At 63.2% G+C, this 26,154-nt stretch carries 24 protein-coding genes; 12 read left to right on the forward strand and 12 right to left on the reverse strand.

Translation table 11 applies throughout. From position 1 onward, the window contains the following. Positions 1–24: 24 nt before the first annotated feature. The gene (locus PSEMO_RS26065; RefSeq protein WP_075805782.1) at positions 25–405 is read right to left on the reverse strand and encodes a glutamine synthetase; all 381 of its coding nucleotides are present in this window, start codon (positions 403–405) and stop codon (positions 25–27) included. 127 nt (positions 406–532) lie between these two features. Between PSEMO_RS26065 and zigA the strand changes: the two genes are divergently transcribed. From zigA to PSEMO_RS26080, 3 genes are read left to right on the forward strand one after another with little or no spacing between them, the layout of a single operon-like run. Next, the gene (gene zigA, locus PSEMO_RS26070) at positions 533–1,744 is read left to right on the forward strand and encodes a zinc metallochaperone GTPase ZigA (protein ID WP_075805783.1); all 1,212 of its coding nucleotides are present in this window, start codon (positions 533–535) and stop codon (positions 1,742–1,744) included. Continuing rightward, positions 1,744–2,379, forward strand: coding sequence for a DUF1826 domain-containing protein (locus tag PSEMO_RS26075; protein WP_075805784.1), 636 nt, complete (start codon positions 1,744–1,746; stop codon positions 2,377–2,379). Before zigA ends, PSEMO_RS26075 begins: the two co-directional genes overlap by 1 nt. Before the next feature lie 44 nt (positions 2,380–2,423). After that, the gene (locus PSEMO_RS26080; RefSeq protein WP_075805785.1) at positions 2,424–3,401 is read left to right on the forward strand and encodes a CobW family GTP-binding protein; all 978 of its coding nucleotides are present in this window, start codon (positions 2,424–2,426) and stop codon (positions 3,399–3,401) included. Here PSEMO_RS26080 and PSEMO_RS26085 read toward each other — a convergent pair. Further along, entirely contained in the window at positions 3,395–3,787 is a 393-nt protein-coding gene (locus PSEMO_RS26085; protein ID WP_075805786.1) for a DUF3301 domain-containing protein, read from the reverse strand. The two genes, PSEMO_RS26080 and PSEMO_RS26085, sit on opposite strands and share 7 nt — an antisense overlap. A gap of 116 nt (positions 3,788–3,903) precedes the next feature. Here PSEMO_RS26085 and pdxY point away from each other — a divergent pair, with 116 nt between their 5' ends. Beyond that, entirely contained in the window at positions 3,904–4,770 is an 867-nt protein-coding gene (gene pdxY / locus PSEMO_RS26090; protein ID WP_075805787.1) for a pyridoxal kinase PdxY, read from the forward strand. A gap of 105 nt (positions 4,771–4,875) precedes the next feature. Here the strand turns inward: pdxY and PSEMO_RS26095 are convergent, their stop codons facing one another. Both PSEMO_RS26095 and PSEMO_RS33615 read right to left on the reverse strand, forming a co-directional pair. Beyond that, positions 4,876–5,367, reverse strand: coding sequence for an acyl-CoA thioesterase (locus PSEMO_RS26095; RefSeq protein ID WP_075805788.1), 492 nt, complete (start codon positions 5,365–5,367; stop codon positions 4,876–4,878). After that, positions 5,337–5,525 (reverse strand): hypothetical protein, encoded by a 189-nt coding sequence (locus tag PSEMO_RS33615; RefSeq protein ID WP_178392062.1) that lies wholly within the window; start codon positions 5,523–5,525, stop codon positions 5,337–5,339. The genes PSEMO_RS26095 and PSEMO_RS33615 overlap by 31 nt, the downstream gene beginning before the upstream one ends. A gap of 160 nt (positions 5,526–5,685) precedes the next feature. Here PSEMO_RS33615 and PSEMO_RS26100 point away from each other — a divergent pair, with 160 nt between their 5' ends. Continuing rightward, complete coding sequence (locus PSEMO_RS26100; protein WP_075805789.1) at positions 5,686–7,446, forward strand: cation:proton antiporter; 1,761 nt, start codon at positions 5,686–5,688, stop codon at positions 7,444–7,446. Here the strand turns inward: PSEMO_RS26100 and PSEMO_RS26105 are convergent. The 4 genes from PSEMO_RS26105 to uvrD all read right to left on the reverse strand — a co-directional run bounded on the left by PSEMO_RS26105 (position 7,437) and on the right by uvrD (position 12,203). Continuing rightward, positions 7,437–8,195, reverse strand: a complete 759-nt coding sequence (locus tag PSEMO_RS26105) for an alpha/beta hydrolase (RefSeq protein WP_086937279.1) — start codon at positions 8,193–8,195, stop codon at positions 7,437–7,439. The genes PSEMO_RS26100 and PSEMO_RS26105 overlap by 10 nt on opposite strands. 262 nt (positions 8,196–8,457) lie before the next feature. Then, the gene (locus tag PSEMO_RS26110) at positions 8,458–8,865 is read right to left on the reverse strand and encodes an SMI1/KNR4 family protein (RefSeq protein ID WP_075805790.1); all 408 of its coding nucleotides are present in this window, start codon (positions 8,863–8,865) and stop codon (positions 8,458–8,460) included. 119 nt (positions 8,866–8,984) lie between these two features. Further along, on the reverse strand, positions 8,985–9,842 hold the full coding sequence (locus tag PSEMO_RS26115; protein ID WP_075805791.1) for a Tim44 domain-containing protein: 858 nt from the start codon (positions 9,840–9,842) through the stop codon (positions 8,985–8,987). 180 nt (positions 9,843–10,022) lie between these two features. Beyond that, positions 10,023–12,203: a DNA helicase II gene (gene uvrD / locus PSEMO_RS26120; RefSeq protein ID WP_075805792.1), complete on the reverse strand. Its 2,181-nt coding sequence runs from the start codon at positions 12,201–12,203 to the stop codon at positions 10,023–10,025. 236 nt (positions 12,204–12,439) lie between these two features. Here uvrD and PSEMO_RS26125 point away from each other — a divergent pair, with 236 nt between their 5' ends. Next, the gene (locus PSEMO_RS26125; RefSeq protein ID WP_075805793.1) at positions 12,440–15,310 is read left to right on the forward strand and encodes an EAL domain-containing protein; all 2,871 of its coding nucleotides are present in this window, start codon (positions 12,440–12,442) and stop codon (positions 15,308–15,310) included. Between the two features lie 3 nt (positions 15,311–15,313). Here PSEMO_RS26125 and zwf read toward each other — a convergent pair whose 3' ends face one another. Beyond that, positions 15,314–16,756: a glucose-6-phosphate dehydrogenase gene (gene zwf / locus PSEMO_RS26130; protein ID WP_075805794.1), complete on the reverse strand. Its 1,443-nt coding sequence runs from the start codon at positions 16,754–16,756 to the stop codon at positions 15,314–15,316. Positions 16,757–16,859: 103 nt separating this feature from the next. Here zwf and hexR point away from each other — a divergent pair, with 103 nt between their 5' ends. Together hexR and PSEMO_RS26140 are read left to right on the forward strand one after the other, a co-directional pair. Next, a complete protein-coding gene (hexR, locus tag PSEMO_RS26135) occupies positions 16,860–17,726 on the forward strand; it encodes a transcriptional regulator HexR (protein ID WP_075805795.1) in 867 nt (288 codons plus the stop codon). A 213-nt stretch (positions 17,727–17,939) separates the two neighbouring features. Continuing rightward, positions 17,940–18,158, forward strand: coding sequence for a PA3496 family putative envelope integrity protein (locus PSEMO_RS26140; protein WP_075805796.1), 219 nt, complete (start codon positions 17,940–17,942; stop codon positions 18,156–18,158). Here the strand turns inward: PSEMO_RS26140 and PSEMO_RS26145 are convergent. Then, positions 18,100–19,047, reverse strand: a complete 948-nt coding sequence (locus PSEMO_RS26145; RefSeq protein WP_178392063.1) for a LysR family transcriptional regulator — start codon at positions 19,045–19,047, stop codon at positions 18,100–18,102. The genes PSEMO_RS26140 and PSEMO_RS26145 overlap by 59 nt on opposite strands. A gap of 204 nt (positions 19,048–19,251) precedes the next feature. On the opposite strand from PSEMO_RS26145, the gene PSEMO_RS26150 reads away from it, so the two are divergent. The 4 genes from PSEMO_RS26150 to PSEMO_RS26165 all read left to right on the forward strand — a co-directional run bounded on the left by PSEMO_RS26150 (position 19,252) and on the right by PSEMO_RS26165 (position 24,368). Continuing rightward, positions 19,252–20,667 (forward strand): acetyl-CoA carboxylase biotin carboxylase subunit, encoded by a 1,416-nt coding sequence (locus tag PSEMO_RS26150; RefSeq protein ID WP_075805798.1) that lies wholly within the window; start codon positions 19,252–19,254, stop codon positions 20,665–20,667. A 98-nt stretch (positions 20,668–20,765) separates the two neighbouring features. Further along, entirely contained in the window at positions 20,766–22,574 is a 1,809-nt protein-coding gene (oadA, locus tag PSEMO_RS26155) for a sodium-extruding oxaloacetate decarboxylase subunit alpha (RefSeq protein WP_075805799.1), read from the forward strand. A 199-nt stretch (positions 22,575–22,773) separates the two neighbouring features. Next, on the forward strand, positions 22,774–24,093 hold the full coding sequence (locus tag PSEMO_RS26160) for a type II toxin-antitoxin system HipA family toxin (protein WP_075806003.1): 1,320 nt from the start codon (positions 22,774–22,776) through the stop codon (positions 24,091–24,093). After that, entirely contained in the window at positions 24,090–24,368 is a 279-nt protein-coding gene (locus PSEMO_RS26165; protein WP_075805800.1) for a helix-turn-helix domain-containing protein, read from the forward strand. The genes PSEMO_RS26160 and PSEMO_RS26165 overlap by 4 nt, the downstream gene beginning before the upstream one ends. Before the next feature lie 92 nt (positions 24,369–24,460). Here PSEMO_RS26165 and PSEMO_RS26170 read toward each other — a convergent pair whose 3' ends face one another. Then, positions 24,461–25,282 (reverse strand): amino acid ABC transporter permease, encoded by an 822-nt coding sequence (locus tag PSEMO_RS26170; protein WP_075805801.1) that lies wholly within the window; start codon positions 25,280–25,282, stop codon positions 24,461–24,463. Then, positions 25,279–26,100 carry an ABC transporter substrate-binding protein gene (locus PSEMO_RS26175; protein WP_075805802.1) on the reverse strand — a complete coding sequence of 274 codons (822 nt, stop codon included), beginning with the start codon at positions 26,098–26,100 and terminating at the stop codon, positions 25,279–25,281. Before PSEMO_RS26175 ends, PSEMO_RS26170 begins: the two co-directional genes overlap by 4 nt. Positions 26,101–26,154 lie beyond the last annotated feature (54 nt).

The raw sequence follows: 26,154 nt of genomic DNA on the forward strand, positions 1-26,154 counted from the left end.
ATGCCAGCACTTTTTCCCATCACCTCACTGGCAGCCGTTCAAGCGGTTGCAGCGCAGGCTGAAGCGCTGACCGCTGGAACTGGAGACGCGGTTGAGGGTGGTCCAGCCCACCTTGCGGCTGTAACCCACCCAGATTTCGCCGTCGCTGGCGATGCCGGTATAGAAATTCAGCAGGCCGTAGCGGCTGTTGGTCTGGGCCCAGCGTCGGTCGCTCGGTGCGTCGTAGCCGCGCAGGTAAATGGTGCTGCCCTGGGTCTGTACGCTGTAGTGGCTGCCCTGGCGATCGGCGCAGGCCAGCAGGTTGGCGCTGCGCGTGCAGTTGGCCAGTTCGACGCGGGGCATGGCCTGGACGCTGCCAGCGGCGCACAGCAGGGTTATCCACAGCCCGCGTTTGAATGACTTCATGAACATCTCTTCACCCTTGAACCCATGGATGGCGGACAGGCGGTTGGCTAAAGCGCATTGTTATAATATAACATTCAATCAAAGCATCGTTCGAATGCACTTTGCCGCCCTGATGAGGAACCGCGCCATGTCCGATCGTCTTCCCGTAACCGTGCTGTCCGGCTTCCTTGGTGCCGGCAAGAGCACGGTGCTCAATCATGTGCTGCGCAACCGCGACAACCTGCGGGTGGCGGTCATCGTCAACGATATGAGCGTGATCAATATCGACGCCACCGAGGTGCAGCGCAATGTCAGCCTCAACCGCACCGAAGAAAAACTGGTGGAGATGAGCAACGGCTGCATTTGCTGCACCCTGCGCGAAGACCTGCTGGAAGAGGTCGGGCGCCTGGCCGCCGAAGGTCGCTTCGATTACCTGCTGATCGAATCCACCGGTATCGCCGAACCGTTGCCGGTGGCCGAGACCTTCACCTTCCAGGATGACCAGGGCCGTAGCCTCGCCGAGATGGCCCGCCTCGACACCATGGTCACGGTGGTCGATGGCCTGAACTTCCTGCGCGACTATCAAGCCGCGGAAAGTCTCGCCTCCCGTGGTGAAACCCTCGGCGAAGATGACGAGCGCTCGATCAGCGACCTGCTGATCGACCAGGTGGAGTTCGCCGACGTCATTCTCCTGAGCAAGATCGACCTGATCAGCAGCCATGAGCGCGAAGAGCTCTCGGCTATCCTCCGCCGCCTCAATGCCCACGCGCGCATCGTGCCGATGGTGATGGGCCAGGTGGACCTCAAGGAGATCCTCGATACTGGCCTGTTCGATTTCGACCGCGCCGCCAGTGCGCCTGGCTGGCTGCAGGAGCTGCGTGGCGAGCATGTACCCGAGACCGAGGAATACGGCATCGCCGCCAGCACCTGGCAGGCCCGCCGGCCGCTGCACCCGCAGCGCTTCTTCGACTTTATCCACAGGCCCTGGGAAAACGGGCGGCTGCTGCGCTCCAAAGGCTTCTTCTGGCTGGCCAGCAAATACCAGGAAGCCGGCAGTTGGTCCCAGGCCGGCGGCATGATGCGCCATGGCTTCGCCGGACGCTGGTGGCGCTTCGTGCCCAAGGCGCACTGGCCGCAGGACCCCGAGAGCACCGCGGCGATCCTCAAGCAGTGGGACCCGGAATGCGGTGACTGCCGCCAGGAGCTGGTGTTTATCGGCCAGCATATCGATGTACCCCGCCTGCACGCGGCGTTGGATGCCTGCCTGCTGAACGATGACGAAATGGCCCTGGGCGCCGCCAACTGGCGGCGCCTGCCGGATCCGTTCGGTGCCTGGCATGACGAAGAGGAGGTGGCCTGATGCAACTGGCCGAGTTGCTGGTACCGGTACGCCAGGCTTTTGGCGAAACACCGGAGGTGCTGACCGAAGCCTTGCAGGATGGGGTCAACCTGGCGGTCTGGCAGCGCCGGTTGCCGGCGCACATCGAGGATTTTGCCCGTTTGCTGCTGTCGCTCAACGAACCGCTGGCCGATGCCCGCACCCTGGAGATCGGCAAGGATGGCGAAGTACCCGCACTGGACGGGATCGCCAGTGCCTATGCCGACCTGCTCGGCTACGAAGGCTTTATCGCCGACCTGAGCTGGCTGATAGGCGCCTACGCCTGCCTGCTCGATGCGCGTCGCGTGGGCTTGCGCCTGCGGGTGCTGGAAGGCGCCATGTGCCCGCGTTTTCATGTGGACCATGTGCCGCTGCGCTTGATCACCACCTACGCCGGCCCGGCCAGCGAATGGCTGGAGGAAGGCGTAATCAATCGCCGCCGGCTGGCGCAGGAGGAGGTCGATCCTGTGCATGTCCAGCGTCTGGCCTGCGGTGATGTGGCCTTGCTCAAGGGCGAGAAATGGCTGGGCAACGAGGGCTCGGGCCTGGTGCATCGCTCGCCCTCGCCGGTCAATGGCGAGCGTCGCCTGATCCTGACCCTTGACTGGCTGGCCTGAGTCCGGAGCATAGTGGCAACGATTCCCCGGCCAGACGATGCCCTATGCTGCAGAACATTCCGACCCATCTGATTGCCGGCCCGCTCGGGGCCGGCAAGACCAGCCTGATCCGCCATCTGCTTACCCAGCGTCCAGCCAACGAGCGCTGGGCCGTGCTGATCAATGAATTCGGCCAGATCGGCCTCGACGCGGCCTTGCTCAGTACCGATGACGACGGGGTGAGCATGGGCGAGGTGGCGGGCGGCTGCCTGTGCTGTGTGAATGGCGCGCCGTTTCAGGTTGGCCTGGGCCGCTTGCTGCGCAAGGCGCGGCCGGATCGGCTGTTTATCGAACCTTCCGGTCTCGGGCATCCGGCCCGGTTGCTGGCGCAATTGCAGTCGGCACCGTGGATTGGCGTGTTGGCGGTGCAGCCGGCGGTGCTGGTGCTGGATGCTCAAGCCATGGCGGCGGGCGTCGAGCTACCGGAGGCCCAGCGCCAGGCACTACCCGACGCGGGTTTGCTGGTTATGAACAAGGCTTCCACTGTGGATGATGAGAAGCGCCTGTGGATAACCTCGCAACTGCCGAACGTGCCGCTGTGCTGGGTCGATCAGGGCCGGATTTCCCTGTCTGAATTGCCAACGGGCGACCCCATGGTCATCGGAAAACCACCTGTGGATAACCTGATTCCCGACGGAAAAGCCCCCCTTTCGGCCCTGTGGACAGATCCGCAACTGCCCTTGTGCAGTTATCAACAGGCGGTGGAAGGCTGGAGCATTGGCTGGCGCTTTCATCCACAGCAACGCCTCGACGGCGCGCTGTTGCAGGCATTCCTTGAAGGATTGGACTGGCGCCGGGCCAAGATGGTTATCCACAGCGCACAAGGCTGGCGCTCGGCCAATGCCGTGACGGGGCAGGCGCTGGCCTGGGAGGACAGTGCCTGGCGGCGGGATTCGCGCATCGAGCTGATTTTCGACAACGCCCAGGATCATGCGGCCCTGGAGCAGGGGATTCTGGCCTGCCGCATGCCTGTGGATCACTGACGCCAGCGGTTGTGCTCCTGGCGCCATTGCTTCATCTCGATCACGTTGTCGCCGTGCACCGGCGTCTTGATCTCGAACGGGTAGGGCGCCAGCTCGATCTGCACGCTGTGGGCGCCGAACTGGGTGACCGTGCCCGGGTGGCGTTGCTCGCCGGTCACGGTGAATTCGAAGTTGTAGATCCGCGCCAGGCGCTTGCGGCCGTTGGCGTCGCGCACGAAGGCGATCTTCTTCAGCGCCACGGCCCCGTCGAGCAATTCGAGGTCGAGCTTGGCGCAATGCTGCTTGACCCGGTCCAGGGCCTTTTCCCGCAATCCGTGGTTGTGCCACAGCCAGGCGCCCGCCGTGGCCAGGACCATCAACACCAGGATGTTTTCGAGGGTAACCATCTACACGTGCTCCAACGAGGTGTGCCAGCTTAACTGCCACCCCGGTCTGTCGTACAGGTGGCATTTGGCGCCATACTGCGCGCCTTGTTTGTCATTCATTGGTTTGGACGTCCCGCATGAAACGCACACCGCACCTGCTTGCGATCCAGTCTCACGTCGTGTTTGGCCACGCCGGCAACAGCGCCGCAGTGTTCCCGATGCAGCGGGTCGGGGTGAATGTCTGGCCACTCAATACCGTGCAGTTCTCCAACCACACTCAGTATGGCCAGTGGAGTGGCGAAGTGCTTGCTCCGGCGCAAATTCCCGCGTTGGTGGAAGGGATTAGCAATATCGGTGAGTTGGGCAATTGCGACGCAGTTCTGTCTGGCTACCTCGGCAGTGCCGAGCAGGGTCGGGCGATCCTCAGCGTGGTGCAGCGGATCAAGCAGGCCAACCCACGGGCGCTGTACCTGTGTGACCCGGTGATGGGGCATCCGGAGAAGGGCTGCATCGTGCCGGCGGAGGTCAGCGAGTTCCTGCTGGAAGAGGCGGTGGCGGCGGCGGATTTGCTGTGTCCGAACCAGCTGGAGCTGGACAGCTTTGCCGGGCGGCGCGCGCAGTCACTGGAAGAGTGCGTGGGCATGGCCCGGGAGTTGCTGGTACGCGGGCCGAAGATGGTGCTGGTGAAGCACCTGGCCTATGCCGGGAAGAATCCCGAGGACTTCGAGATGCTGCTGGTGACTGCCGAAGGGAGTTGGCACCTGCAGCGGCCACTGCTGGCGTTTCCGCGTCAGCCGGTTGGCGTAGGTGACCTGACTGCCGGGCTGTTCCTGGCGCGCTTGCTGCTCGGGGATGAGCCGGTGGCGGCCTTTGAATTCACCGCGGCGGCGGTGCATGAAGTGCTGCTGGAAACCCAGGCCTGCGGTAGCTATGAGCTGGAAGTGGTGCGGTCGCAGGACCGCATCGTGCATCCGCGGTTGCGCTTCGAAGCACACAAACTCTAAGACGACGCGGCCCTCTGTGGGAGCGGGTTCACCCGCGATTACGTCGGTGAATTCACTACCGTAATCGCGGGTGAACCCGCTCCCACAGGGGGCCGCGTCGTGCCGTTAGATCGTGTCGGTCTCGGTCTTCAGTTCCTGGTAGCGCTTCTCCAGCTCCTGGCGGATCAACCGGCGCTGCTTGCCCTGCAGGAAGCGGCGCTTCTCTTCGCTGGTCAGCGGCTGGCGCGGCGGTACCGGCACCGGTTTGCGATCGTCATCCACCGCCACCATGGTGAAGAAGCAGCTGTTGCTGTGGCGCACCGAGCGCTCGCGGATGTTTTCGGTCACCACCTTGATGCCCACCTCCATCGAGGTATTGCCGGTGTAGTTGACCGACGCCAGGAAGGTCACCAGCTCGCCGACATGCACCGGCTCGCGGAACACCACCTGGTCCACCGACAGGGTCACCACATAGCGACCGGCATAGCGGCTGGCGCAGGCATAAGCCACTTCATCGAGGTACTTGAGCAAGGTGCCGCCGTGGACATTGCCGGAGAAGTTGGCCATGTCCGGGGTCATCAGGACGGTCATCGACAGCTGGGCGTTTCCGGGTTCCATAGTGTGCTCACGGTGAGATTGCGCTGAGGCGGGGCGGCGCGGTGCTCGCGCTTCTTCCCCATGGGAATTGCCATCTTGAAACGGGACGCTGACAGCGTGTCGGTGGTCACGTCATTCATGCCATTCGCGGCAAGGAAAGTGCCGATCTGTTTCTGCATATTGCACGGCCATTTTGCGCCGGGTGTCGATGTTAACCTGCGGAAGCGGCCCTGCAATGAGGCCGTTTCCTACATTTAACTCAGAAATTTCCGCAGCCTCATCAGACCTGACGGTCGGGCTGCGCCTTGGTCTTCGTCGTGGAGTAAGGAGCGTCCCGCCGTGCATGCCATCAGCTTTATCCAGGATCTGGCGGTGATCATGCTGGTTGCCGGTGTGGTCACCATTCTTTTCCACCGCCTCAAGCAGCCCGTGGTGCTCGGCTATATCGTCGCCGGCTTCATCATCGGCCCGCACACCCCGCCGTTCGGCCTCATCCACGACGAAGACACGATCAAGACCCTCGCCGAACTCGGGGTGATCTTCCTGATGTTCTGCCTGGGCCTGGAATTCAGCCTTGGCAAATTGTTCAAGGTGGGGGCGACGGCGTTTATCGCGGCGTTCCTGGAAATCGTCCTGATGATCTGGATCGGTTTCGAGATCGGCCGCTGGTTCGGCTGGAGCACCATGGACTCGCTGTTCCTCGGGGCGATCCTGGCGATTTCCTCGACCACCATCATCGTCAAGGCGCTCAATGACCTGAAGATGAAGAACGAGCGCTTCGCCCAACTGATCTTCGGCGTGCTGATCGTCGAGGACATCCTCGGCATCGGCATCATCGCCTTGCTCTCGGGTATCGCCGTCAGCGGCACGGTCAGCTCCGGCGAGGTGTTCTCAACGGTCGGCAAGCTGTCGCTATTCATGATCGTTGCGCTGGTGGTGGGCATCCTCCTGGTACCGCGCTTGCTGGCCTATGTCGCCAAATTCGAAAGCAACGAGATGCTGCTGATCACCGTGCTGGGCCTGTGCTTCGGCTTCTGCCTGCTGGTGGTCAAGCTGGAATACAGCATGGTGCTGGGCGCCTTCCTGATCGGCGCGATCATGGCCGAGTCGCGCCAGTTGATGAAGATCGAGCGGTTGATCGAGCCGGTGCGGGACATGTTCAGCGCGATCTTCTTCGTCGCCATCGGCCTGATGATCGACCCGAACGTGCTGGTGGAGTACATCTGGCCGATCGTGGTGATCACCATCGCCGTGGTGCTGGGCAAGATGCTCTCCTGCGGCATGGGTGCCTTTATCGCCGGCAACGACGGACGCACCTCGCTGCGGGTCGGGATGGGCCTTTCGCAGATCGGCGAATTCTCCTTCATCATCGCCGCCCTGGGCATGACCCTGCAGGTCACCAGCGACTTCCTCTATCCGGTGGCCGTGGCCGTTTCCGCCATTACCACCTTGCTCACCCCGTACCTGATCCGCGCCGCCGATCCGCTGTCGCTGAAGCTGGCGAAGGTGGTGCCGAGCCGTCTGTCGCGGGTGTTGTCGCTGTACGGTGAGTGGCTGCGCAGCATCCAGCCGCAAGGCGAGGGGGCGATGCTGGCGTCGATGATCCGGCGGATCCTTTTGCAGGTCGGGGTCAACCTGGCGCTGGTGGTGGCGATCTTCTTCAGCGGCGGTTACTTCGCCACGCAGATCGGTGCCTACCTGAGTGACTGGATCGCCGATGTCGGCCAGCAGAAGGCGCTGATCTGGGGCCTGGCGCTGTTGCTCTCGCTGCCTTTCCTGATCGCCGCGTACCGCAAGCTCAAGGCGCTGTCGATGCTGCTGGCGGAGATGGGGGTCAAGCCGGAGATGGCCGGACGGCATACCCAGCGGGTCCGCCGGGTGATCGCCGAGGTGATTCCGCTGATCTCGTTGCTGGTGATCTTCCTGCTGCTCTCGGCGCTGTCGGCGAGCATCCTGCCTACCAGCGAGCTGCTGTTGCTGATCGCGGTGGTGGCGGCGGGCGTGGTGGCGCTGCTATGGCGCTGGTTTATCCGGGTACATACCAAGATGCAGATCGCCTTGCTGGAAACCCTGGAGAACCAGAAGGAACATCACCACTGAGGCGTGCAGTTCAGGGGCTTGTGGCGCCACTGCGCCCAGGCCTCGATCCAGCCATCGGCGTGGTCGACGCCCGGTAGCCGGACCACCTCCACGCAATCCGCCGGGCCGAGGCTGCGGCGGTAGTGCTGGTAGAGGATGGGCGGCACGGTGCGGTCTTCGTAACCGATGAAATGCCGCTGGGCCACATGGCGCAGGCGCTCGGCGCGGTCCAGGGGTTCCAGCGAGCCGTTCAGTGGCGTGAGTTTCAGCGACTGCGTCCATTGCCGGGGGCTGAGGTTGCCGGCCAGGGTCTGGACCACGGCGACATCGTTGCGCTGCGCGGCCAACAGCAGGGCCAGGGCGGCGCCACCGGAATAGCCGATCAATTCGAAATCCCGATTGCCGTATTGCTTGCGGATCTGGTTCAGCGCCTGGTCGAGGCTATCGAGTGCGGCCTGGCCGAAGCGCTGGTCGGTCCATACCTGCGGGTTGCAGGCCGGGGCACTGACGAACTGGCAGGGGCGGGCCAGATAGACGCTGGGCTGCGGATCGGTCACGGCCAGGCGGGCCATCAGCAGGGTACGCGGGCTGGGGTCCAGGCTCGGTTGCGACGCGGTGGCCCAGGCGTGGCCGTCGCCTTCCAGGTAGACGCGCAGGCGGGCGCTGGTGGGTTTGACCGACGGAGCGCTTATCGCCAGGGGGAAAGGTCGGGTGGGCTGGATGCTGACCTGATGGGCGTTCTGGCTGCTGAGTTGCTCGAGCTGGGTCATGGGGGACTGGCAGCCGGAAATCAACAACAGGATGATGAGAGCGGAATAGCGCCGCAAACCCTGTGGGAGCTGGCTTGCCAGCGATGAGGCCATCAGTAGCTGCATCAATGTCATTGCCTGGCACACAGGGTGGATAGGCTTCATGTGCGTGCAGGACGAATGTCCGAGGGGATGGAGCGGTTACGACCCGCCACGCACAGGAAGGCGTGGCGATTCTACGAACATTGATGGCTCTAGGCCATTATTTTCAAACAGAAATGATTCAGCTTTCCAGCCAGACATCCCGCGCCCAGTGCCAGACCGACTCCCAGCTTTCCTCGGTGACGATCTCTTCTTCGCCGGACCACAGCACCACGGTGCCATCTTCCTCGACGCAGTAATAGTCATCGCCGTCCTGGCACAGCGGGATCAGGTCGCGCGGTACACCGGCGTCCCAGGCATTGGCCGCCACTTCCGGCAGGTAGGTGTGGGATTGCGGGTCGGTGACGGTGACCGGCTCGAGGCTGCCGTAGACCACGTCGCTGACGGTGAGGAGGAATTCCTTGAAGACGAACGGGATGTTGATGAACAACTGCTCTTCGATCTCTACCAGGGTGTCCTCGTCCGGCAGTTCGAGCGGTACCGGTACCGGCTCGTTGGCTTCACGCAGCTGTTCAATGACTTCTTCCACGGTACGCGTCCTCTCTGTCCTGGCCTTGTGCAAACGTTGCGCGTTATACCCTAGTTGGACGCTGCGCTAAAAGCAAAACCCCGGGCAAGCCCGGGGTTTTTTCTGCAAACGCCTCAAGATCAGCCGTTCTGGCGGATCCCCGCGACCAGCCAAGGCTGGTTCTCGCCCTGGGCGCGTTCCATGTTCCAGCTTTCGCTGAACACTTCGCCCTGGTCGAAACGGGAGGTCTTCGACACACCGCTGAAGGTCAGGGTGGCGATGGTCTTGTCGTGGCGATCGTCGACACCTTCCAGTTGCACATCGAGGTTGTCGATGTAGGTGGACTGGAAGCCATCACCCAGATCGGCGCGCTCACGCTTGAGGAACTCGAGCAGTTGCGGGGTCACGAACTCGGCGATCTTGTCCATTTCGTTGGCATCCCAGTGCTGCTGCAGCGTCTGGAAGTGGTTGCGTGCGGCAGACAGGAAGCTCTGCTCGTTGAACCAGGCCGGCGCATTGATCACCGGGCGGGCAGCAGCGGCAGGCGCGGCGGAACCACCGAAGATCGACGGCTGGGCAGGCTGCTCGTGCGTTTCACGCTGGTAGGCCGGATGGCCAGCGGCGGCCATTTGCGGCTGCTGCTGCTTGCGACGGCGGGCGGCGATGAAGCGGAAGGCCAGGAAGGCGATCAGCGCCATGATCAGGATGTCGAAGATCTGCATGCCTTCGAAGCCATCACCCATCAGCATCGAGGCCAGCAGGCCACCGGCAGCGATGCCGGCCAGTGGGCCGAGCCACTTCGAGGCGCCGCTGGCTGCAGCTGGGGCACGGCCCGGCGCAGTCGGGGTGGCGGCAGGGTTGGCAGGCGTAGCCTGACGGGTCTGGTGCGTCGGAGCGGCGCCCGAACTCTTGCCGCCGCCGAAGCGCTTGGCGTTGGCGTCGAGGCTCATGGTGAGACCGATGCACAGCGCCAGGGCGATGCTGAGAAAACGTTGCATAGAAGGGTATTCCCATTTGTGGATTACACGCGCGCCATGTTGCACAAGTTCTGGAACCCATGACAGCGACAAGATGTTTCTAGCTTTTGCCTGAAGTTTCTGACGGCCTATGTATCGGGCTGTAGGCCTTTCCTTCAGGGGATGAAGGAAAGGCCTGCACCGATGGTCGGAATCGACCTTTTAGAGGGCTTCGAGCTTGGCGTACCCGAGCATCAGCCACTTGCTGCCCTCGGAGAAATTCACCTGGACCCGGGCCTGGGCGCCGGAGCCTTCGAAGTTGAGGATCACGCCCTCGCCGAACACCGCATGCTGGACCCGCTGCCCCAGGTTGAAGGCGGTCTGCGGGATGTTGGCATCGGCGAACAGGCTGTTGACGCTCTGCTTGGCCCCGGCGAAGGGCCGGCTGACGCTGTTGGACAGGCGCACTTCATGCACCAGCCCGGCCGGAATTTCGCGAACGAAGCGCGACACCTTGTTGTAGGTCTCGCTGCCGTACAGGCGGCGGGTTTCCGCGTAGGTCATGACCAACTGCTGCATGGCCCGGGTCACGCCGACGTAGGCCAGGCGGCGTTCCTCTTCGAGACGGCCGGGTTCTTCCAGGCTCATCTTGTGCGGGAACAGGCCCTCTTCCATGCCTACGAGGAACACGTAGGGGAATTCCAGGCCCTTGGCGCTGTGCAGGGTCATCAGCTGGATGCTGTCCTCATGCTCGTCAGCCTGGGCATCGCCGGCTTCCAGCGAGGCATGGCCGAGGAAGGCCGACAGCGCGGACAGCTCGCCGTCTTCCTCGCTCGGCTCGAAGTTGCGTGCGGCGCTGACCAGTTCCTCAAGGTTTTCTACCCGTGCCTGGCCCTTTTCGCCTTTCTCTTCCTGGTGATAGGCGATCAGCCCGGACTGCTCGATGACGGTCTGGGTCATCAGGTGCAGCGGCATGTCGAGGACCTTGGCCGACAGGTTGTCGAGCAGCTCGATGAACGCACCCAGCGCGCTGGCGGCGCGGCCCTTGAGGGCCTTGTTGGCCAGCAACTGGAGCAGGGCTTCCCACATCGACAGCTGGGAATGCCGCGCATGCTCGCGGATGGTCTCGACGGTCTTCTCGCCGATGCCACGCGGCGGTACGTTGATCACCCGCTCCAGCGCCGCGTCGTTGCCGCGGCCTTCGAGCAGGCGCAGGTAGGCCATGGCGTTCTTGATCTCGGCGCGTTCGAAGAAGCGCTGGCCGCCATAGATGCGGTACGGAATGCGCTCGCGCAGCAGGGCTTCTTCAAGCACCCGCGACTGGGCGTTGGAGCGATACAGGATGGCGATATCGCTGCGCGCCAGGCCGGTCTTCAGCGCGCTTTCGATGGTTTCCACCACGTAGCGGGCTTCGTCGTGTTCGTTGAAGGCGGCGTAGAGGTTCAGCGGCTCGCCGTCGCCGCCTTCGGTCCACAGTTCCTTGCCCAGGCGCCCGCTGTTGTTGGCGATCAGGGCGTTGGCGGCCTTGAGGATGCCGGCGGTGGAGCGGTAGTTCTGTTCCAGGCGGATCACTTCGGCGTCGGGGAAGTCGCTGGAGAACTGCTGGATGTTCTCGATTCGCGCACCGCGCCAGCCGTAGATCGACTGGTCGTCGTCGCCCACCACCATCAGGCTGTCGCCACCCTGCGCCAGCAGGCGCAGCCAGGCGTACTGCACGGCGTTGGTGTCCTGGAACTCGTCCACCAGCAGGTGGCGGAAACGCCGCGAATAATGCTGCAGCAGGCCCGGATGGTCGCGCCACAGGTCCAGGGCGCGCAGCAGCAGTTCGGAGAAGTCGATGACGCCGGCACGCTGGCAGGCGGCTTCATAGGCTTCATAAATGCTGCGCATGGTGCCGAGGAACAGGTCGCCGTTGACCTGGATGTGCTGCGGGCGCAGGCCCTCGTCCTTCTGCCCGTTGATGAACCACTGCGCCTGGCGCACCGGCCAGCGCTGCTCGTCGAGCCCGAGGTCGCGGATCACCCGCTTGACCAGGCGGGCCTGGTCGTCGCCGTCGAGGATCTGGAAGTTCTGGTTCAGCCCGGCTTCCTGCCAATGCGCACGCAGCAGGCGGTGCGCCAGGCCGTGGAAGGTGCCCACCCACATGCCCGCCGGGCTGATGCCCAGCAGTTGCTCGATGCGGTGGCGCATCTCGGCGGCGGCCTTGTTGGTGAAGGTCACCGACAGGATCGAGTGCGGCGACGCCTGCTCGACCTGGATCAACCAGGCGATGCGGTGCACCAGCACGCGGGTCTTGCCGGAGCCGGCACCGGCCAGGACCAACTGACGCCCGACCGGCGCGGCTACCGCCTGGCGCTGGGCATCGTTGAGGGAATTCAAAAGGAGAGAGAGGTCATCATGCATCCGCCCATTCTATGGGGGCAACGGATGCCTGGGCAAACCCGCTCGGAAAAAAGACCGGCCGGCGCGACCGCCCGGTCATCGGCTGCAGCCCTTGGCCCGCGTGCTTGAGCGGTCGCCTTGTACCAAGGGAGGAGAATTCGGGGGTGCGAATTTATGACACAGAGCAGTTTGGCACCGGGCGTTGCTTGTGTATGCTCCGTGCACGTTTGTGGCTAACCATTACAAGAACACTGCCCATGACACTCGCATCCGGCCCCGTCGGAGTGCCAATCGAGGCACGCCGCGGCATTCGCAAGCAATTTGCCACACAGCTGGCGGTTGAGCGTACCCGCCTGTTGTACCAAGGCTCGCTGCTGCCTACCTTGTTCATGCTGTTGAACGGCCTGGTCTGTGCCTGGCTGCTGTGGAGCCCGCAGCGCTATCTGCTGGTCAGCGTCTGGGTGGTGTGGCTGATGGCGTTGGTCTCGCTGCGGGTGATCCAGGTCGCGGCCTTCGACGCGGCGATGCCCGATCGACAGGCCAGGCCGCACTGGCGGCGCATGTTCCTGCTGGGCTCGGCGTTCAGCGGGCTGACTCTGGCCAGTGCGGCGATTGCCCTGGTCCCTGTGGATAACTTCGTGCAGCAGGCCTGGGTCTTTGGCCTGCTCGGTGCCGCCGCGCTCTCTGCCAGCGTGGCCTATGCCGTGAGTCTTCCGGCCTTCCTCAGCTTTGTCCTGCCGTGCCTGCTGCCGCCGATCGGCTTTCTGTTCTGGAGCGGTGATGAACAGCAACAGGGCTGGGGCCTGCTTGGCCTCCTATTGCTGGGCGCCTTGCTGGTGGTGGCCTGGCAGGTCAACCGGCTGATCGAGAACAGCCTGCTGCGGCGCTTCCAGAACCAGGCGCTGATCGAGCACCTGCAGGCTGCCCATGCCCGCAGCGAACAGTTGAACAAGGCGCTGGGCGCAGAGGTCGAGCAGCGTCGTGGCGCCGAGGAACAGCTGCGCGAAGCCCAGGCCGGGCTGGAAACCCGGGTTGCCCAGCGCAGCGTCGAGCTGGATGTCGCCAACCAGGCCCTGAGCAAGAGCGAGCAGCGCCTGGCCCTGGCCCTGGAGGCCAGCGAGCTGGGCCTGTGGGACTGGAACCTGCAAACCGACGAAGTCCACCATACCCAGTTGCGCGAGCTGTTCGGCCTCAACCCGGATGCGGTCAAGGCCATGCTCGTGCACCTCAAGCCGCGCCTGCACCCGGACGATGTCCCGGCGCTCAAGCGCACCCTGGTCGAGCACCTCAAGGGCCGGACCGAGGACTACCGCATCGAATACCGTTTCCGCCACAACAACGGCCACTGGTGCTGGATCGAGGACCGCGGCCGCGCCGTGGAACGCGACGAGCAGGGCCGGGTGGTGCGGATGATCGGGACCCGCCGCGATATCAGCGCGCGCCGTGCCCAGGAGGAACAGCAGCGCCTGGCGGCGACGGTGTTCGAGGCGGCCAGCGAAGGCATCGCCATTCTCGGTCCCGGCTATGAACTGCTCGCCTTGAACCAGGCCTTCTGCCGCATGACCGGCTACGGCCGCGACGAGTTGCTTGGCCGTAATGCCCTTGAATTGCCGTGCAGCCTGGATGCGCGGCGGCATTACGGGGCCATCGACCAGGCGTTGGAGCAGAACGGTCGCTGGCAGGGTGAGCTGGTCGAGGCGCGCAAGGACGGGACACTTTATCCACAGTGGTTGCAGCTCAACGGCGTGTTCGACGCCCGCGGCAAGATCAGCAATGTGGTGGGTTTCTTCAGCGATCTGTCGGAGCGTCGCGAATCCGAGGAGCGCCTGCGCTACCTTGCCCATTACGACGAACTGACCGGCCTGGCCAACCGCGCCCTGTTCCGCCTGCGCCTGCTCGAGGCCGGCCAGCGCCTGCGCACCAGCGGGCGCAGCCTGGCGCTGATGCACATCGACCTCGACCGCTTCAAGCTGCTCAACGACAGCCTCGGCCATGAAGTCGCCGACCAGTTGCTCAGGCAGATCGCCATGCGCGTCGGCAATGCCATGCCCGAGGCGGACACCGTGGCGCGGCTGTCCGGCGACGAGTTCGTGGTGCTCTTCGATGGCTACAGCAACCTGTCCAGCCTGGTCCGGGTGGCGACGCGCCTGCTGGAGAAGCTGCGGGTGCCGGTGCGCTTCGACAACCACGAACTGGTGATCAGCGCTTCGGTGGGCATCGCCTTGCTCTCGGACCTGAGTGTCGACCTCAATGTGCTGGTCAACCAGGCCAACATGGCCATGCAGCACGCCAAGCACCTGGGCGGCGACAACTTCCAGTTCTATACCGAGAGCCTGCAGGCCAGCACCCTTGATCGCCTGCAACTGGAAAACCAGCTACGCAAGGCCATCGACGAGGGGCAACTGGAGGTCTACTACCAACCCAAGGTGTGCCTGGCCACAGGGCGCATGGATGCTGCCGAGGCGCTGGTGCGCTGGAACCATCCGACCATGGGCATGGTGCCGCCGGGGGACTTTATCGGGCTGGCGGAAGAGACCGGGCTGATCGCACCCATGGGCGAATTCGTCCTGCGCCAGGCCTGCTGGCAAGCGTGCGAATGGCAGCGCCAGGGGCTGGAGCCGATCCGCGTGTCGGTGAACCTGTCGGTCTACCAGCTACGCCAGGGCAAGCTGGTCAGCCTGGTGCGCCAGGTCCTGGAGGAAAGCGGGCTGGCGCCGCACCTGCTGGAGCTGGAACTGACCGAAAGCCAGTTGCTGGACAGCGTCGAGCGCATCATCGCGACCTTCAAGCAACTGCATGAGCTGGGGGTGAAGCTGGCGATCGACGACTTCGGCACCGGTTATTCCTCGCTCAGTTATCTGAAACGCCTGCCAGTGGACTACGTGAAGATCGACCAGGCCTTTATCCGCGGTCTGAAGGAAGGCAGCGAGGATGCCGCGATTACCCGCGCGATCATCATCATGGCCCACAGCCTGGATTTGATGGTGGTCGCCGAAGGGGTGGAGACCGAGGATCAGTTGCGCTTCCTGCGCGAGCAGGACTGCGATGAGGTCCAGGGCTACCTGATCAGCCGGCCGGTGCAGGCGGATGCACTGGCGCGGCTGTTGAGCGAGCAGACGGTCTGGTAAGGCTCAGCCGTGCCACTCGCGCCCATGCCGGGCCAGCAGGCTATGGGCCTGGTCCGGCCCGTTGGTGCCGGCATGGTAGGGCCGCGGGGTCTGGAAGTGTTCCAGCCAGCCCGTGAGGATCGGGTCGATCCAGGCCCAGGCCGCTTCCACCTCGTCGCGGCGCATGAACAGCGTCGAGTCGCCATCCAGTACATCCAGCAGCAGGCGCTCGTAGGCGTCCCAGCGGCGGGTCTGGCCGAAGACCTGGGCGAGGTTCAGGTTGAGCTCCACCGGCTCCAGGCGCATGCCCTTGCCCGGGGTCTTGGTCATCATCTGCAGGCTGATGCGTTCGTCGGGCTGTAGCTGGATCAGCAACTGGTTGGCCCGGTCGCCCTCGAACAGGCGGTGCGGCACCGGCTTGAACTGGATGACGATCTGCGACGAACGCTTGGCCAGGCGCTTGCCGGTGCGCAGGTAGAACGGCACGCCGGCCCAGCGCCAGTTGTTGATATGGGCTTCGACGGCGACGAAGGTCTCGGTGTCGCTGTCGTTGTCCACATCCTTCTCGAAGTAGTAGGCCGGCACTTCCTGGCCGCCGATCTTGCCGGCGCTGTACTGGCCGCGCACGGTCTTGTCCTGCACGTCCTGGTCGGTGATCGGCTTGAGGGCGCGGAGGATCTTCACCTTCTCGTCGCGCACCGCCTCGGCGTCGAACTGCGCCGGCGGCTCCATGGCCACCAGGCAGAGCAGTTGCAGCAGGTGGTTCTGCAGCATGTCGCGGGTGGCGCCGGCGCGGTCGTAGTAGGCACCGCGGTTCTCGACACCGAGGGTCTCGCACACGCTGATCTGCACATGATCGATCTGGCTGGCGCGCCACACCGGTTCCAGCAGGGCATTGGCGAAGCGCAGGGCCATGAGGTTCTGCACGGTTTCCTTGCCCAGGTAGTGGTCGATGCGGAACACCTGGGATTCCTCGAACACCGCGCCAATGGCGCTGTTGATCGCAGTCGCCGATTCCAGGGAGTGGCCGATGGGCTTTTCCAGGACAATGCGCGATTCGCCGTCCACCAGCCCGGCGATGTTCAGGTGGGTGACGATGGGCACGAACAGGTTGGGCGCCGTCGCCAGGTAGTAGATCCGCGCCAGCCCTCCAGGCTCGCCGAGAAAGTGCGACAGGCGGCCGAAATCGGCGCTCTGCGAGGCGTCCATGGAGAAGTAGTCGAGGCGGGTGGAGAAGCGGTCCCAGGTGTCGTCGTCGAAATCGTTGCGGGCGATCTGGGCGCGGCAGCGGCGCTCTGCAAGCTTTTGAAAACTATTGCGCGGCATCGGGCTGCGGGCCAGGGCGACAATGCGCACCGCCGGGTGCAGGCGACCCTCGCGAAACAGGTGGTAGAGCGCCGGAAGCAGTTTATGCAGGGCCAGATCACCGGTGCCGCCGAAGACCAGAATGTCACAAGGAATAGTCAAACCCACCACACTCCTGTCTCGTTTAGCTGGGCGGTTCGCCGGTCATGTAGTATAACTACAAGATTGCTACAACCGGCCAGCCGATCATAACCGAGTCCAGCCATTGAATCTGTTGCAACACATCGCCCAGTCGCGCCACCTGCTGCGCAAGTCGGAACTCAAGGTTGCCGATCACGTCCTGCTTGACCCTGCGGCGGTCATGCATAGCTCCATGGCTGACCTGGCTCACAGCGTCGGCATCAGCGAACCGACCATCGTGCGTTTCTGCCGGGCCATTGGCTGCTCGGGCTTCCAGGACCTGAAACTCAAGCTGGCGCAAAGCCTGGCCGCTGGTGCCAGTTTTGGCCAGTTCGCGATCCATGAAGACGACTCGGTCGCCGACTACAGCCTGAAGATCTTCGACACCACCCTGCATACCCTGATGGAAGTGCGCGAGCACCTCGATCCGGAGGCCCTGCAGCGCGCCGTGACCGCCATGGCCCAGGCCCAGCGGGTCGAGTTCTATGGGTTCGGTGCGTCGGGTGCGGTGGCGGCGGATGCCCAGCACAAGTTCTTCCGCCTGCTGCTCAGCGCGGCGGCCTATTCCGACCCGCACATGCAGGCGATGTCGGCGGTGACGTTGAAGCCGGGTGATGTGGCGGTGTGCATCTCGCAGTCCGGTCGCTCCAAGGACCTGCTGATCACCGCGAACATCGTGCGTGAAAGCGGCGCCAACCTGATCACCCTGTGCCCGAGCCAGACCCCGCTGGCCGAGCTGTCGACGGTCAACCTGGCCATCGACGTGCATGAAGACACCGAGATCTACACCCCGCTGACCTCGCGGATCGCCCACCTGGTGGTGATCGACGTGCTGGCGATGGGCGTGGCCATGGCCCGTGGGCCGAGCTTGGTCAATCACTTGAAGAGTGTGAAGCGCAGTTTGCGTAGCCTGCGGCTTTCGCCGAAGTCCTTGAAGAACATGGAAGACTGATCGTCATTCTGTGTCGTTCTTGAGGGCCTCATCGCTGGCAAGCCAGCTCCCACAGGTTACGCGATCCCTGTGGGAGCTGGCTTGCCAGCGATGAGGCCCTCGAACATTTCATCACCCTTAACACCCCTGTCACCCTCCCGCCGTCAAACCGTCAACTTCGCGATTCAGTCTGAAACTCCCGTAAGCGTAAGCACTCGATCAGGGAGATATGAAATGGCTCGTGACTTCGATGGCTCGTATCAACCCAGCGCCAAATCCCGCAAGCAGCAGGAAAAAGACCAGCGTCGCATGGAATACCGCCGCGCGATCGAAAGCTATTCCGAACAGCGCCGGCTGCTTCAGGACATCACCGATTTCGGCGATCTGCAAAGCTTCAACGTATGGCAGGTGTCGGCGGCAGAACCCCGGAGAAGCGCTCAACAAGCCCGCTGATCTGTGCACGTTCGCTACGAATGAACGCAAGAAAGGCCAAGGCCACCGGCGATTGCCGCTTGGCCTTGGATTGCACCACGCACCAGCTGCGATACAGCGGCAGTTCCTCCACCGGTAGCTCGCGCAACACCCCGGTGGCCAGTTCCAGGTTCAGCGCATGACGGGTCAGCAGGGCAATGCCCAAACCCGCAATGACGCATTCGCGCTGGGCATCGGCCGAGGCCACTTCCAGCGTCTGGGTGAAGTGCACGCGCTTCTCCTTGAAGTACTCCTCGCAGGCCTTGCGCGTGCCCGAGCCCTGCTCGCGGACCAGCAGGGTATGCGGCTCCAGGTCCTGCAGGCGCAGGCTGTCCAGCCTGCACAGCGGATGATCCGGCGGGGCGACGGCGACAATGGGGTTGTTGAGGAACGGCAGGAACTCCAGGCCCATGTCCTGCGGGACCATGGACATGATGATCAGGTCGTCGCGGTTGTCGGAAAGACGGCGGATCGCCTGGGCCCGGTTGACCACGGTCAGGGTCAGGTTGACCTCCGGATGCAGCTTCTTGAACGCCGCGAACAGGTGCGGCACGAAGTACTTGGCGCTGGACTCCACCGCCAGCTTCAACTGGCCCTGCAGCGAGCCCTGCATGTCGGACAGCTGCATGTCGAGGCTTTCCAGGCGGCCAAAGATGTCGCGGCTGGCGCGCTGCAGGGCTTCGGCGGCCTCGGTCAGGTAAAGCTTTTTGCCGACATATTCGAAAAGCGGCTGGCCGACCAGTTCTTCCAACTGGCGGATCTGTAGACTTACGGCGGGTTGCGTCAGCGCCATCTCCTCTGCCGCCCGGCTGTACGAACGCAAATCACACACTTCATTGAAGATCTGCAATTGACGCAATGTCATACGCATCAATGACTTACGCACGTTATCCCCAGCCCTGTGAAAAACCTTGTTACCGCACTATAAGCAATTGCTAATGGAGCCCCTAATAATTATTGATTTTTGTTTATTCACACACGGCGCTAGGGTGATTGCACGACTGGCCAGGTGATTCTGGTCACGCGCCGACCCGCCAATTCGGGTCGATTGTCCAGCGGCTTTGGGAAGACTCCAGTGATAAAAAAAATCCTGATCGCCAACAGGGGTGAAATCGCAGTCCGGATCGTCCGGGCCTGCGCCGAGATGGGTATCCGCTCGGTGGCGATCTATTCCGACGCCGACCGTCACGCCCTGCACGTCAAGCGCGCCGACGAGGCCCACAGCATCGGTGCCGAGCCCCTGGCCGGCTACCTGAACCCGCGCAAGCTGGTGAACCTCGCTGTGGAAACCGGTTGCGACGCCCTGCACCCCGGCTACGGTTTCCTCTCGGAAAACGCCGAACTGGCGGATATCTGCGCTGAACGTGGGATCAAGTTCATCGGCCCGGCTGCCGAAGTCATTCGCCGCATGGGCGACAAGACCGAAGCTCGCCGCAGCATGATCAAGGCCGGCGTCCCGGTCACCCCGGGCACCGAAGGCAACGTCGCCGATATCCACGAAGCCCTGCAGGAAGGCGATCGCATCGGTTATCCGGTGATGCTCAAGGCCACCTCCGGTGGTGGCGGCCGCGGTATCCGCCGCTGCAACAGCCGCGAGGAGCTGGAACAGGCCTTCCCGCGGGTGATTTCCGAAGCCACCAAGGCCTTTGGTTCGGCGGAAGTCTTCCTGGAAAAATGCATCGTCAACCCCAAGCACATCGAAGCCCAGATCATTGGTGACAGCTTCGGCAACGTGGTGCACCTGTTCGAGCGCGACTGCTCGATCCAGCGCCGCAACCAGAAGCTCATCGAGATCGCCCCGAGCCCGCAGCTCACCCCGGAACAGCGCGCCTACATCGGCGACCTGGCGGTGCGTGCGGCCAAGGCGGTCGGCTATGAAAACGCCGGTACCGTGGAGTTCCTGCTCGCCGAGGGCGAGGTGTACTTCATGGAAATGAACACCCGGGTGCAGGTGGAACACACCATCACCGAGGAAATCACCGGCATCGACATCGTTCGCGAGCAGATCCGCATCGCCTCCGGCCTGCCCCTGTCGGTCAAGCAGGAAGATATCCAGCACCGCGGCTTCGCCCTGCAGTTCCGCATCAACGCCGAAGACCCGAAGAACAACTTCCTCCCGAGCTTCGGCAAGATCACCCGTTACTACGCCCCCGGCGGCCCCGGCGTGCGCACCGACACGGCGATCTACACCGGCTACACCATTCCGCCGTTCTATGACTCCATGTGCCTGAAACTGGTGGTCTGGGCGCTGACCTGGGAAGAAGCCATGGACCGCGGCCTGCGCGCCCTGGACGACATGCGCGTGCAAGGGGTGAAGACCACCGCCGCCTATTACCAGGAAATCCTGCGCAATCCGGAATTCCGCAGTGGCCAGTTCAACACCAGCTTCGTGGAAAGCCATCCGGAACTGACCAACTACTCGATCAAGCGCAAACCCGAAGAGCTGGCGCTCGCCATCGCCGCCGCCATCGCCGCGCATGCAGGCCTTTGAATACAGCTGCAAGCTGCAAGCCACAAGCGATAAGACGAAGCAGATCGGCTTTGTCTTGCAACTTGCAGCTTAAAGCTTGTCGCTAAGAGGAGATAAAAATGTCCAAGAAGATCTTTGTTACTGACACTATCCTGCGCGACGCTCACCAGTCCCTGCTGGCCACCCGCATGCGCACCGAAGACATGCTTCCGATCTGCGACAAGCTCGACAAGGTCGGCTACTGGTCGCTGGAAGTCTGGGGCGGCGCGACCTTTGACGCCTGCGTGCGCTTCCTCAAGGAAGACCCGTGGGAGCGCCTGCGCAAGCTGCGCGCTGCGCTGCCCAACACCCGCCTGCAGATGCTCCTGCGCGGCCAGAACCTGCTGGGCTACCGCCACTACAGCGACGACGTGGTCAAGGCCTTCGTCGCCAAGGCGGCGGTCAACGGCATCGACGTGTTCCGCATTTTCGACGCCATGAACGACGTGCGTAACCTGCGCGTCGCCATCGAAGCGGTCAAGGCCGCCGGCAAGCACGCCCAGGGCACCATCGCCTACACCACCAGCCCGGTGCATACCATCGACGCCTTCGTTGCCCAGGCCAAGCAGATGGAAGCCATGGGTTGCGACTCGGTGGCGATCAAGGACATGGCCGGCCTGCTGACCCCGTTCGCCACCGGCGAGCTGGTCAAGGCGCTGAAGGCCGAGCAATCGCTGCCGGTGTTCATCCACTCCCACGACACCGCCGGCCTGGCCGCGATGTGCCAGCTGAAAGCGGTCGAGAACGGCGCCGACCATATCGACACCGCCATCTCCAGCTTCGCCTGGGGCACCAGCCACCCGGGTACCGAATCGATGGTCGCCGCGCTCAAGGGCAGCGAGTTCGACACCGGCCTGGACCTGGAACTGCTGCAGGAAATCGGCCTGTACTTTTACGCCGTGCGCAAGAAGTACCACCAGTTCGAAAGCGAATTCACCTCGGTGGACACCCGCGTCCAGGTCAACCAGGTGCCAGGCGGCATGATTTCCAACCTGGCCAACCAGCTCAAGGAGCAGGGTGCCCTCAACCGCATGAACGAAGTGCTGGCGGAAATCCCGCGGGTGCGTGAAGACCTCGGCTTCCCGCCGCTGGTCACCCCGACCTCGCAGATCGTCGGCACCCAGGCTTTCTTCAACGTGCTGGCCGGCGAGCGCTACAAGACCATCACCAACGAAGTGAAGCTGTACCTGCAAGGCGGTTACGGCAAGGCCCCGGGCGTGGTCAACGAACAACTGCGGCGCCAGGCCATCGGCAGCGAAGAGGTCATCGACGTGCGTCCGGCCGACCTGCTCAAGCCGGAAATGACCAAGCTGCGTGCCGACATCGGCAGCCTGGCCAAGTCGGAAGAAGACGTGCTGACCTTCGCCATGTTCCCGGACATCGGGCGCAAGTTCCTCGAAGAACGCGAAGCCGGCACCCTGACCCCTGAAGTGCTGCTGCCGATTCCGGAAGCCGGCGCAGTGGCCTCGGCCGGTGGCGAAGGCGTACCGACCGAGTTCGTCATCGACGTCCACGGCGAGACCTACCGCGTCGACATCACCGGTGTTGGCGTCAAGGCCGAAGGCAAGCGTCACTTCTACCTGTCCATCGACGGCATGCCGGAAGAAGTGGTGTTCGAACCGCTCAACGAATTCGTCGGCGGTGGCGGCAGCAAGCGCAAGCAGGCCAGCGAGCCGGGCCATATCAGCACTTCCATGCCGGGCAACATCGTCGATGTGCTGGTCAAGGAAGGTGATGTGGTCAAGGCCGGTCAGGCTGTGCTGATCACCGAAGCGATGAAGATGGAAACCGAAGTGCAATCGCCGATCGCCGGCAAGGTTGCCGCCATCCACATCGCCAAGGGCGACCGCGTGAATCCGGGCGAAATCCTCATCGAGATCGAAGGCTGAGACAGCCTTCGGCGGTAAACGGTTAACCTCATTGGGGAGCGAATTGCTCCCCTTTTTTTATTATCATGATCTGCATTTAAATGCAGTTATGTAGTCTGATTTTTCATTTTTCTGCATTTTAATACAGATATTGGCCGTCTTCGCCTCGCTGAATTGCACTATATTGCAGATCAGCCAGTTCAAGCTGATAGAGGCCGCCATGTACACCTTGACCCTCCAGCTCCACGCCCAAGGCAAATGGCAGGACGCCATGACCTTGAACTTCGCCGAGCCCGGGAAAGGCTTTCTCAGTCCCTGCCAGTACGGTTACATCTCGGCTTATGTGGGTGCCAATCTGGATGCCTACGAAAGCACGTTCGGCAAGGCGGTCAGCGTCAGGTTGCCTGTGGACTTCGAGCTACAGAACGGGAAAAAGGCCCCGGCCTTCCTGCATGACATCGCGCCGTCCGGCGCCGCCAAGCGCTTTCTCCTCAAGCATATGGGCCGGGAAAAGCCGGAGGGCCTGGCTGACGACCTCTTGCTGCTGGCGCGCAGCACCCCGGCACCGATCGGCAACCTGCGCATCAAGGAGTCGATGGAAGGGCTGGATACCACGGCGCCCATGGGTTTCAGCTTCGATGATGTGGTCAGCCGCGATCAGCGCTTTCTTGAGTACGCCTACGAGCAAGGCGCGGCCATTGGCGGCGCGGCGGGCGCGGGTGGCGAGGCGCCAAAGCTGTTGCTGACCGAGGCGGGGGACGGGCAGCTCTATCCGGACGCGGTGCTGAAGGATGACCGGGCTGCCTGCCACTGGTTCGTGAAGTTCGCCCGCAACCAGGCGCTGGACAATGACCAGACCATCCTGCGTGCCGAGTACCTGTACTACAAGGCGCTGCAAACCTTGGGTATCGACACGGTGGCGACGCCCGAGCTGGCGCTGAAGGAGGGCCATAGGCCCAGCCTGTGGATGAAGCGCTTCGACCGCCGGATCGGTGCCGAAGGCGTCGAGCGACTGGCGGTGGAGTCGGTGTATTCGCTGGCTGGAGTCACCGAGCCGGGTAGCCGGATGGACCATCTGGAGGTTATCCAGGCCCTCGCCGGCCTGTGGATAAAAGCCGGGCAGAAGGACCAGGTGCCTGACCTGGTGGCGGAGTACCTGCGCCGCGACCTGATCAACAAGATCCTCGGCAATTCCGACAACCATGGCCGCAACACCGCGATCATCCGCAGCGATGCCCAACTGCGGCTGGCGCCGATCTACGACCTGGCGCCCATGGTGATGGATGCGGAAGGCATCACCCGCACGACCAAATGGGCTTCGCCCGTGGAGCGAGGCGGCGAGGTCGATTGGCGCGCGGCCTGCCAGTTGCTGGCGCCGCTTGTGGACCCGCAACAGGCATTCGAACGTCTGCGCCAGGATGCCCGGGGGTTGATGGCCTTGCCGGATTTGCTGGTGGGCTTGCCGGAGGTGGTCATGAACCACCCGGCCATCGCTTTGAAGAACCTTGAACAACGTATGAAAGGCTGGGGATTGCTATGACGGTTTCGATCGAGATTCGCGCTTTGCTGATCGAAGGCGTATTGCAGGGCATTGCCGATGGCTCGCTGGAACTGGGCCCGGCGGTGCGCAAGTTGCGGGTGGAAGTAGCGAAGCTGCAGCAGACCCAGTTTGCAAGGATGTGCAGGATTTCCGTGCGGACCCTGATCCAGATCGAGCAGGGGGAGGGAAATCCGACGCTCAATTCTTTGAATTCAGTGTTCCGGCCGTTCGGGTTGCAGATGGGGGTTCTGCGGCGGCCTGACAGATTGAGGTGATCTTTAGATCATCGCTGGCAAGCCAGCTCCCACAGGTACGGTGCATGCAGGACCTTGTGGGAGCTGGCTTGCCAGCGATGCAGACGCCGCGGTTATCGCTCGAAGCCTTTGCCGAAATGCCCCTCCAGCCGCGCCTGCACCAACTCCAGCGCCACCGACAGCAACCAGTAGATCAACGCCGCCGTGGTCAGCATCTCCAGGTACCGATAGCTCGAGCGCCCATACGACTGGGCCAGGAACATCACTTCCCACACCCCCATCACCGAGATCAGCGACGAGTCCTTGAGCATCGAGATGAACTGGTTGGCCCCCGGCGGGATGATGGTGCGCATGGCCTGGGGCAGGGTGATGTGCCAGAAGATGGTCGCTGGCTTCATCCCCAGTGCCAGCGCCGCCTGGCGCTGCCCGGGAGCGACGCCGAGGATGCCGGCGCGGAAGATTTCACTGAGGTAGGCGCCATAGTTCAGCGACAGGGCGATGATCCCGGCACTGATCGCCCCAGGTACCAGGCCGATCTGCGGCAGGCCGAGGTAGATCAGCAGGATCTGGATCAGCAGCGGCGTACCGCGGAAGAACGAGGTGTAGAAGCTCGCCACCCCCAGCAGCACCGCGCTGCTGGACAACCGCGCCAGCGCTGCGGCGAAGCCCAGCGCCACCGAGCAGACCATCGAGCACAGGCAGAGGAACAGGGTCAGCGCCGCACCCTGGAGGAAGCCGTTCGGGCCGAGCTTAAAGCCGGCCAGATTAGGAAACTTCTCGAGGATGATCGAAAACTTCAGATCGAAACTCAGGAAGAAACCGACGAAAACCAGCAGCAGGACCAGCCAGGTCAGGTATAGCCGCGTCCGGAAGCCCGGTAGCGGCAGGCCCGCGCGCGAGGCGACGGGCTTGGGCGAGGGTTCGTGGGCACTCATTTGCTGATATCGGCGCCGATCCACTTGTTCGACAGCTTCGTCAGGGTGCCGTCAGCCTTGAGCTGGGCGAAGACCTCGCGGACCTTGGCGTCCCACTCGGCGTCGCCTTTCTCGATGGCCACCGAGTTCGGCTCTTCATACAGCGGCGCACCGGCCAGCTTGAAGCGCTTGTCTTCATTCAGGCGCGGCTGGGCGGTGACCAGGTTGGTGAGGATGGCATCCAGGCGCACGCCGGCACCGAGGCCCAGGTCCTGGAAGGCGACGTTGTCGGTGTCGTACGGGGCGATCTGCACGGCCTCGAACGGGTAGTCGATCTTCTGGTCCTCGGCACCTTCGATCACCAGGTTCTTGTTCAGGTAGCTCTCGTAGCTGGAGGCGCTGGTCAGGCCGACCTTGAGGCCGTTCAGGTCCTTGGCCGCGTGGATGCGCTCGTCCTTGGCGTTGACCACGATCACCGCCGGCGAGGCGTAGTACTCCACCGGGAAGTCGAAGACCTCGGCGCGCGCCTTGCTCGGGGTCATGGAGCAGATGCAGATGTCGTAGCGCCCGCTCCAGCGGCCGGCGGCGATCACGTCCCAGGACGGGGTTTCCAGGCGCAGCTTGACGCCCAGCTTCTCGGCCACGGCCTTGGCCACATCCACATCGAAGCCATCCAGCTGGTTCTGCTCATTGAGGAAGGAGAACGGTGGATAACTTTCCATCAGCACGTTGACCAGTTCCTTGCGGGATTCCACACGGTCCAGGGTGGCGCCGGCGAAGGCTTGGGTGGCAGCGGTCAAGGCCAGCAGGCCCGCGCCCAACAGGGAGGAAAGTTGCATGGGAATCACCGGAAAAAGTTGTAAGACAAAACGTGACAGGTATTAAATAGTTAT

This window comes from Pseudomonas putida (genome assembly GCF_001941965.1).
GTDB lineage: Bacteria > Pseudomonadota > Gammaproteobacteria > Pseudomonadales > Pseudomonadaceae > Aquipseudomonas > Aquipseudomonas putida_L.

Coding starts and splice junctions, on each gene's coding strand:
- oadA (WP_075805799.1), top strand. CDS start 20,766: ATGTCCAAGAAGATCTTTGTTACTGACACTATCCTGCGCGACGCTCAC.
- PSEMO_RS26140 (WP_075805796.1), top strand. CDS start 17,940: ATGGCTCGTGACTTCGATGGCTCGTATCAACCCAGCGCCAAATCCCGC.
- PSEMO_RS26175 (WP_075805802.1), bottom strand. CDS start 26,100: ATGCAACTTTCCTCCCTGTTGGGCGCGGGCCTGCTGGCCTTGACCGCT.
- PSEMO_RS26105 (WP_086937279.1), bottom strand. CDS start 8,195: ATGACCCAGCTCGAGCAACTCAGCAGCCAGAACGCCCATCAGGTCAGC.
- PSEMO_RS26085 (WP_075805786.1), bottom strand. CDS start 3,787: ATGGTTACCCTCGAAAACATCCTGGTGTTGATGGTCCTGGCCACGGCG.
- PSEMO_RS26075 (WP_075805784.1), top strand. CDS start 1,744: ATGCAACTGGCCGAGTTGCTGGTACCGGTACGCCAGGCTTTTGGCGAA.
- PSEMO_RS26065 (WP_075805782.1), bottom strand. CDS start 405: ATGAAGTCATTCAAACGCGGGCTGTGGATAACCCTGCTGTGCGCCGCT.
- PSEMO_RS26125 (WP_075805793.1), top strand. CDS start 12,440: ATGACACTCGCATCCGGCCCCGTCGGAGTGCCAATCGAGGCACGCCGC.
- PSEMO_RS26145 (WP_178392063.1), bottom strand. CDS start 19,047: ATGCGTATGACATTGCGTCAATTGCAGATCTTCAATGAAGTGTGTGAT.
- PSEMO_RS26165 (WP_075805800.1), top strand. CDS start 24,090: ATGACGGTTTCGATCGAGATTCGCGCTTTGCTGATCGAAGGCGTATTG.
- PSEMO_RS33615 (WP_178392062.1), bottom strand. CDS start 5,525: ATGCAGAAACAGATCGGCACTTTCCTTGCCGCGAATGGCATGAATGAC.
- PSEMO_RS26080 (WP_075805785.1), top strand. CDS start 2,424: ATGCTGCAGAACATTCCGACCCATCTGATTGCCGGCCCGCTCGGGGCC.
- PSEMO_RS26095 (WP_075805788.1), bottom strand. CDS start 5,367: ATGGAACCCGGAAACGCCCAGCTGTCGATGACCGTCCTGATGACCCCG.
- PSEMO_RS26170 (WP_075805801.1), bottom strand. CDS start 25,282: ATGAGTGCCCACGAACCCTCGCCCAAGCCCGTCGCCTCGCGCGCGGGC.
- pdxY (WP_075805787.1), top strand. CDS start 3,904: ATGAAACGCACACCGCACCTGCTTGCGATCCAGTCTCACGTCGTGTTT.
- PSEMO_RS26160 (WP_075806003.1), top strand. CDS start 22,774: ATGTACACCTTGACCCTCCAGCTCCACGCCCAAGGCAAATGGCAGGAC.
- uvrD (WP_075805792.1), bottom strand. CDS start 12,203: ATGCATGATGACCTCTCTCTCCTTTTGAATTCCCTCAACGATGCCCAG.
- zigA (WP_075805783.1), top strand. CDS start 533: ATGTCCGATCGTCTTCCCGTAACCGTGCTGTCCGGCTTCCTTGGTGCC.
- PSEMO_RS26115 (WP_075805791.1), bottom strand. CDS start 9,842: ATGCAACGTTTTCTCAGCATCGCCCTGGCGCTGTGCATCGGTCTCACC.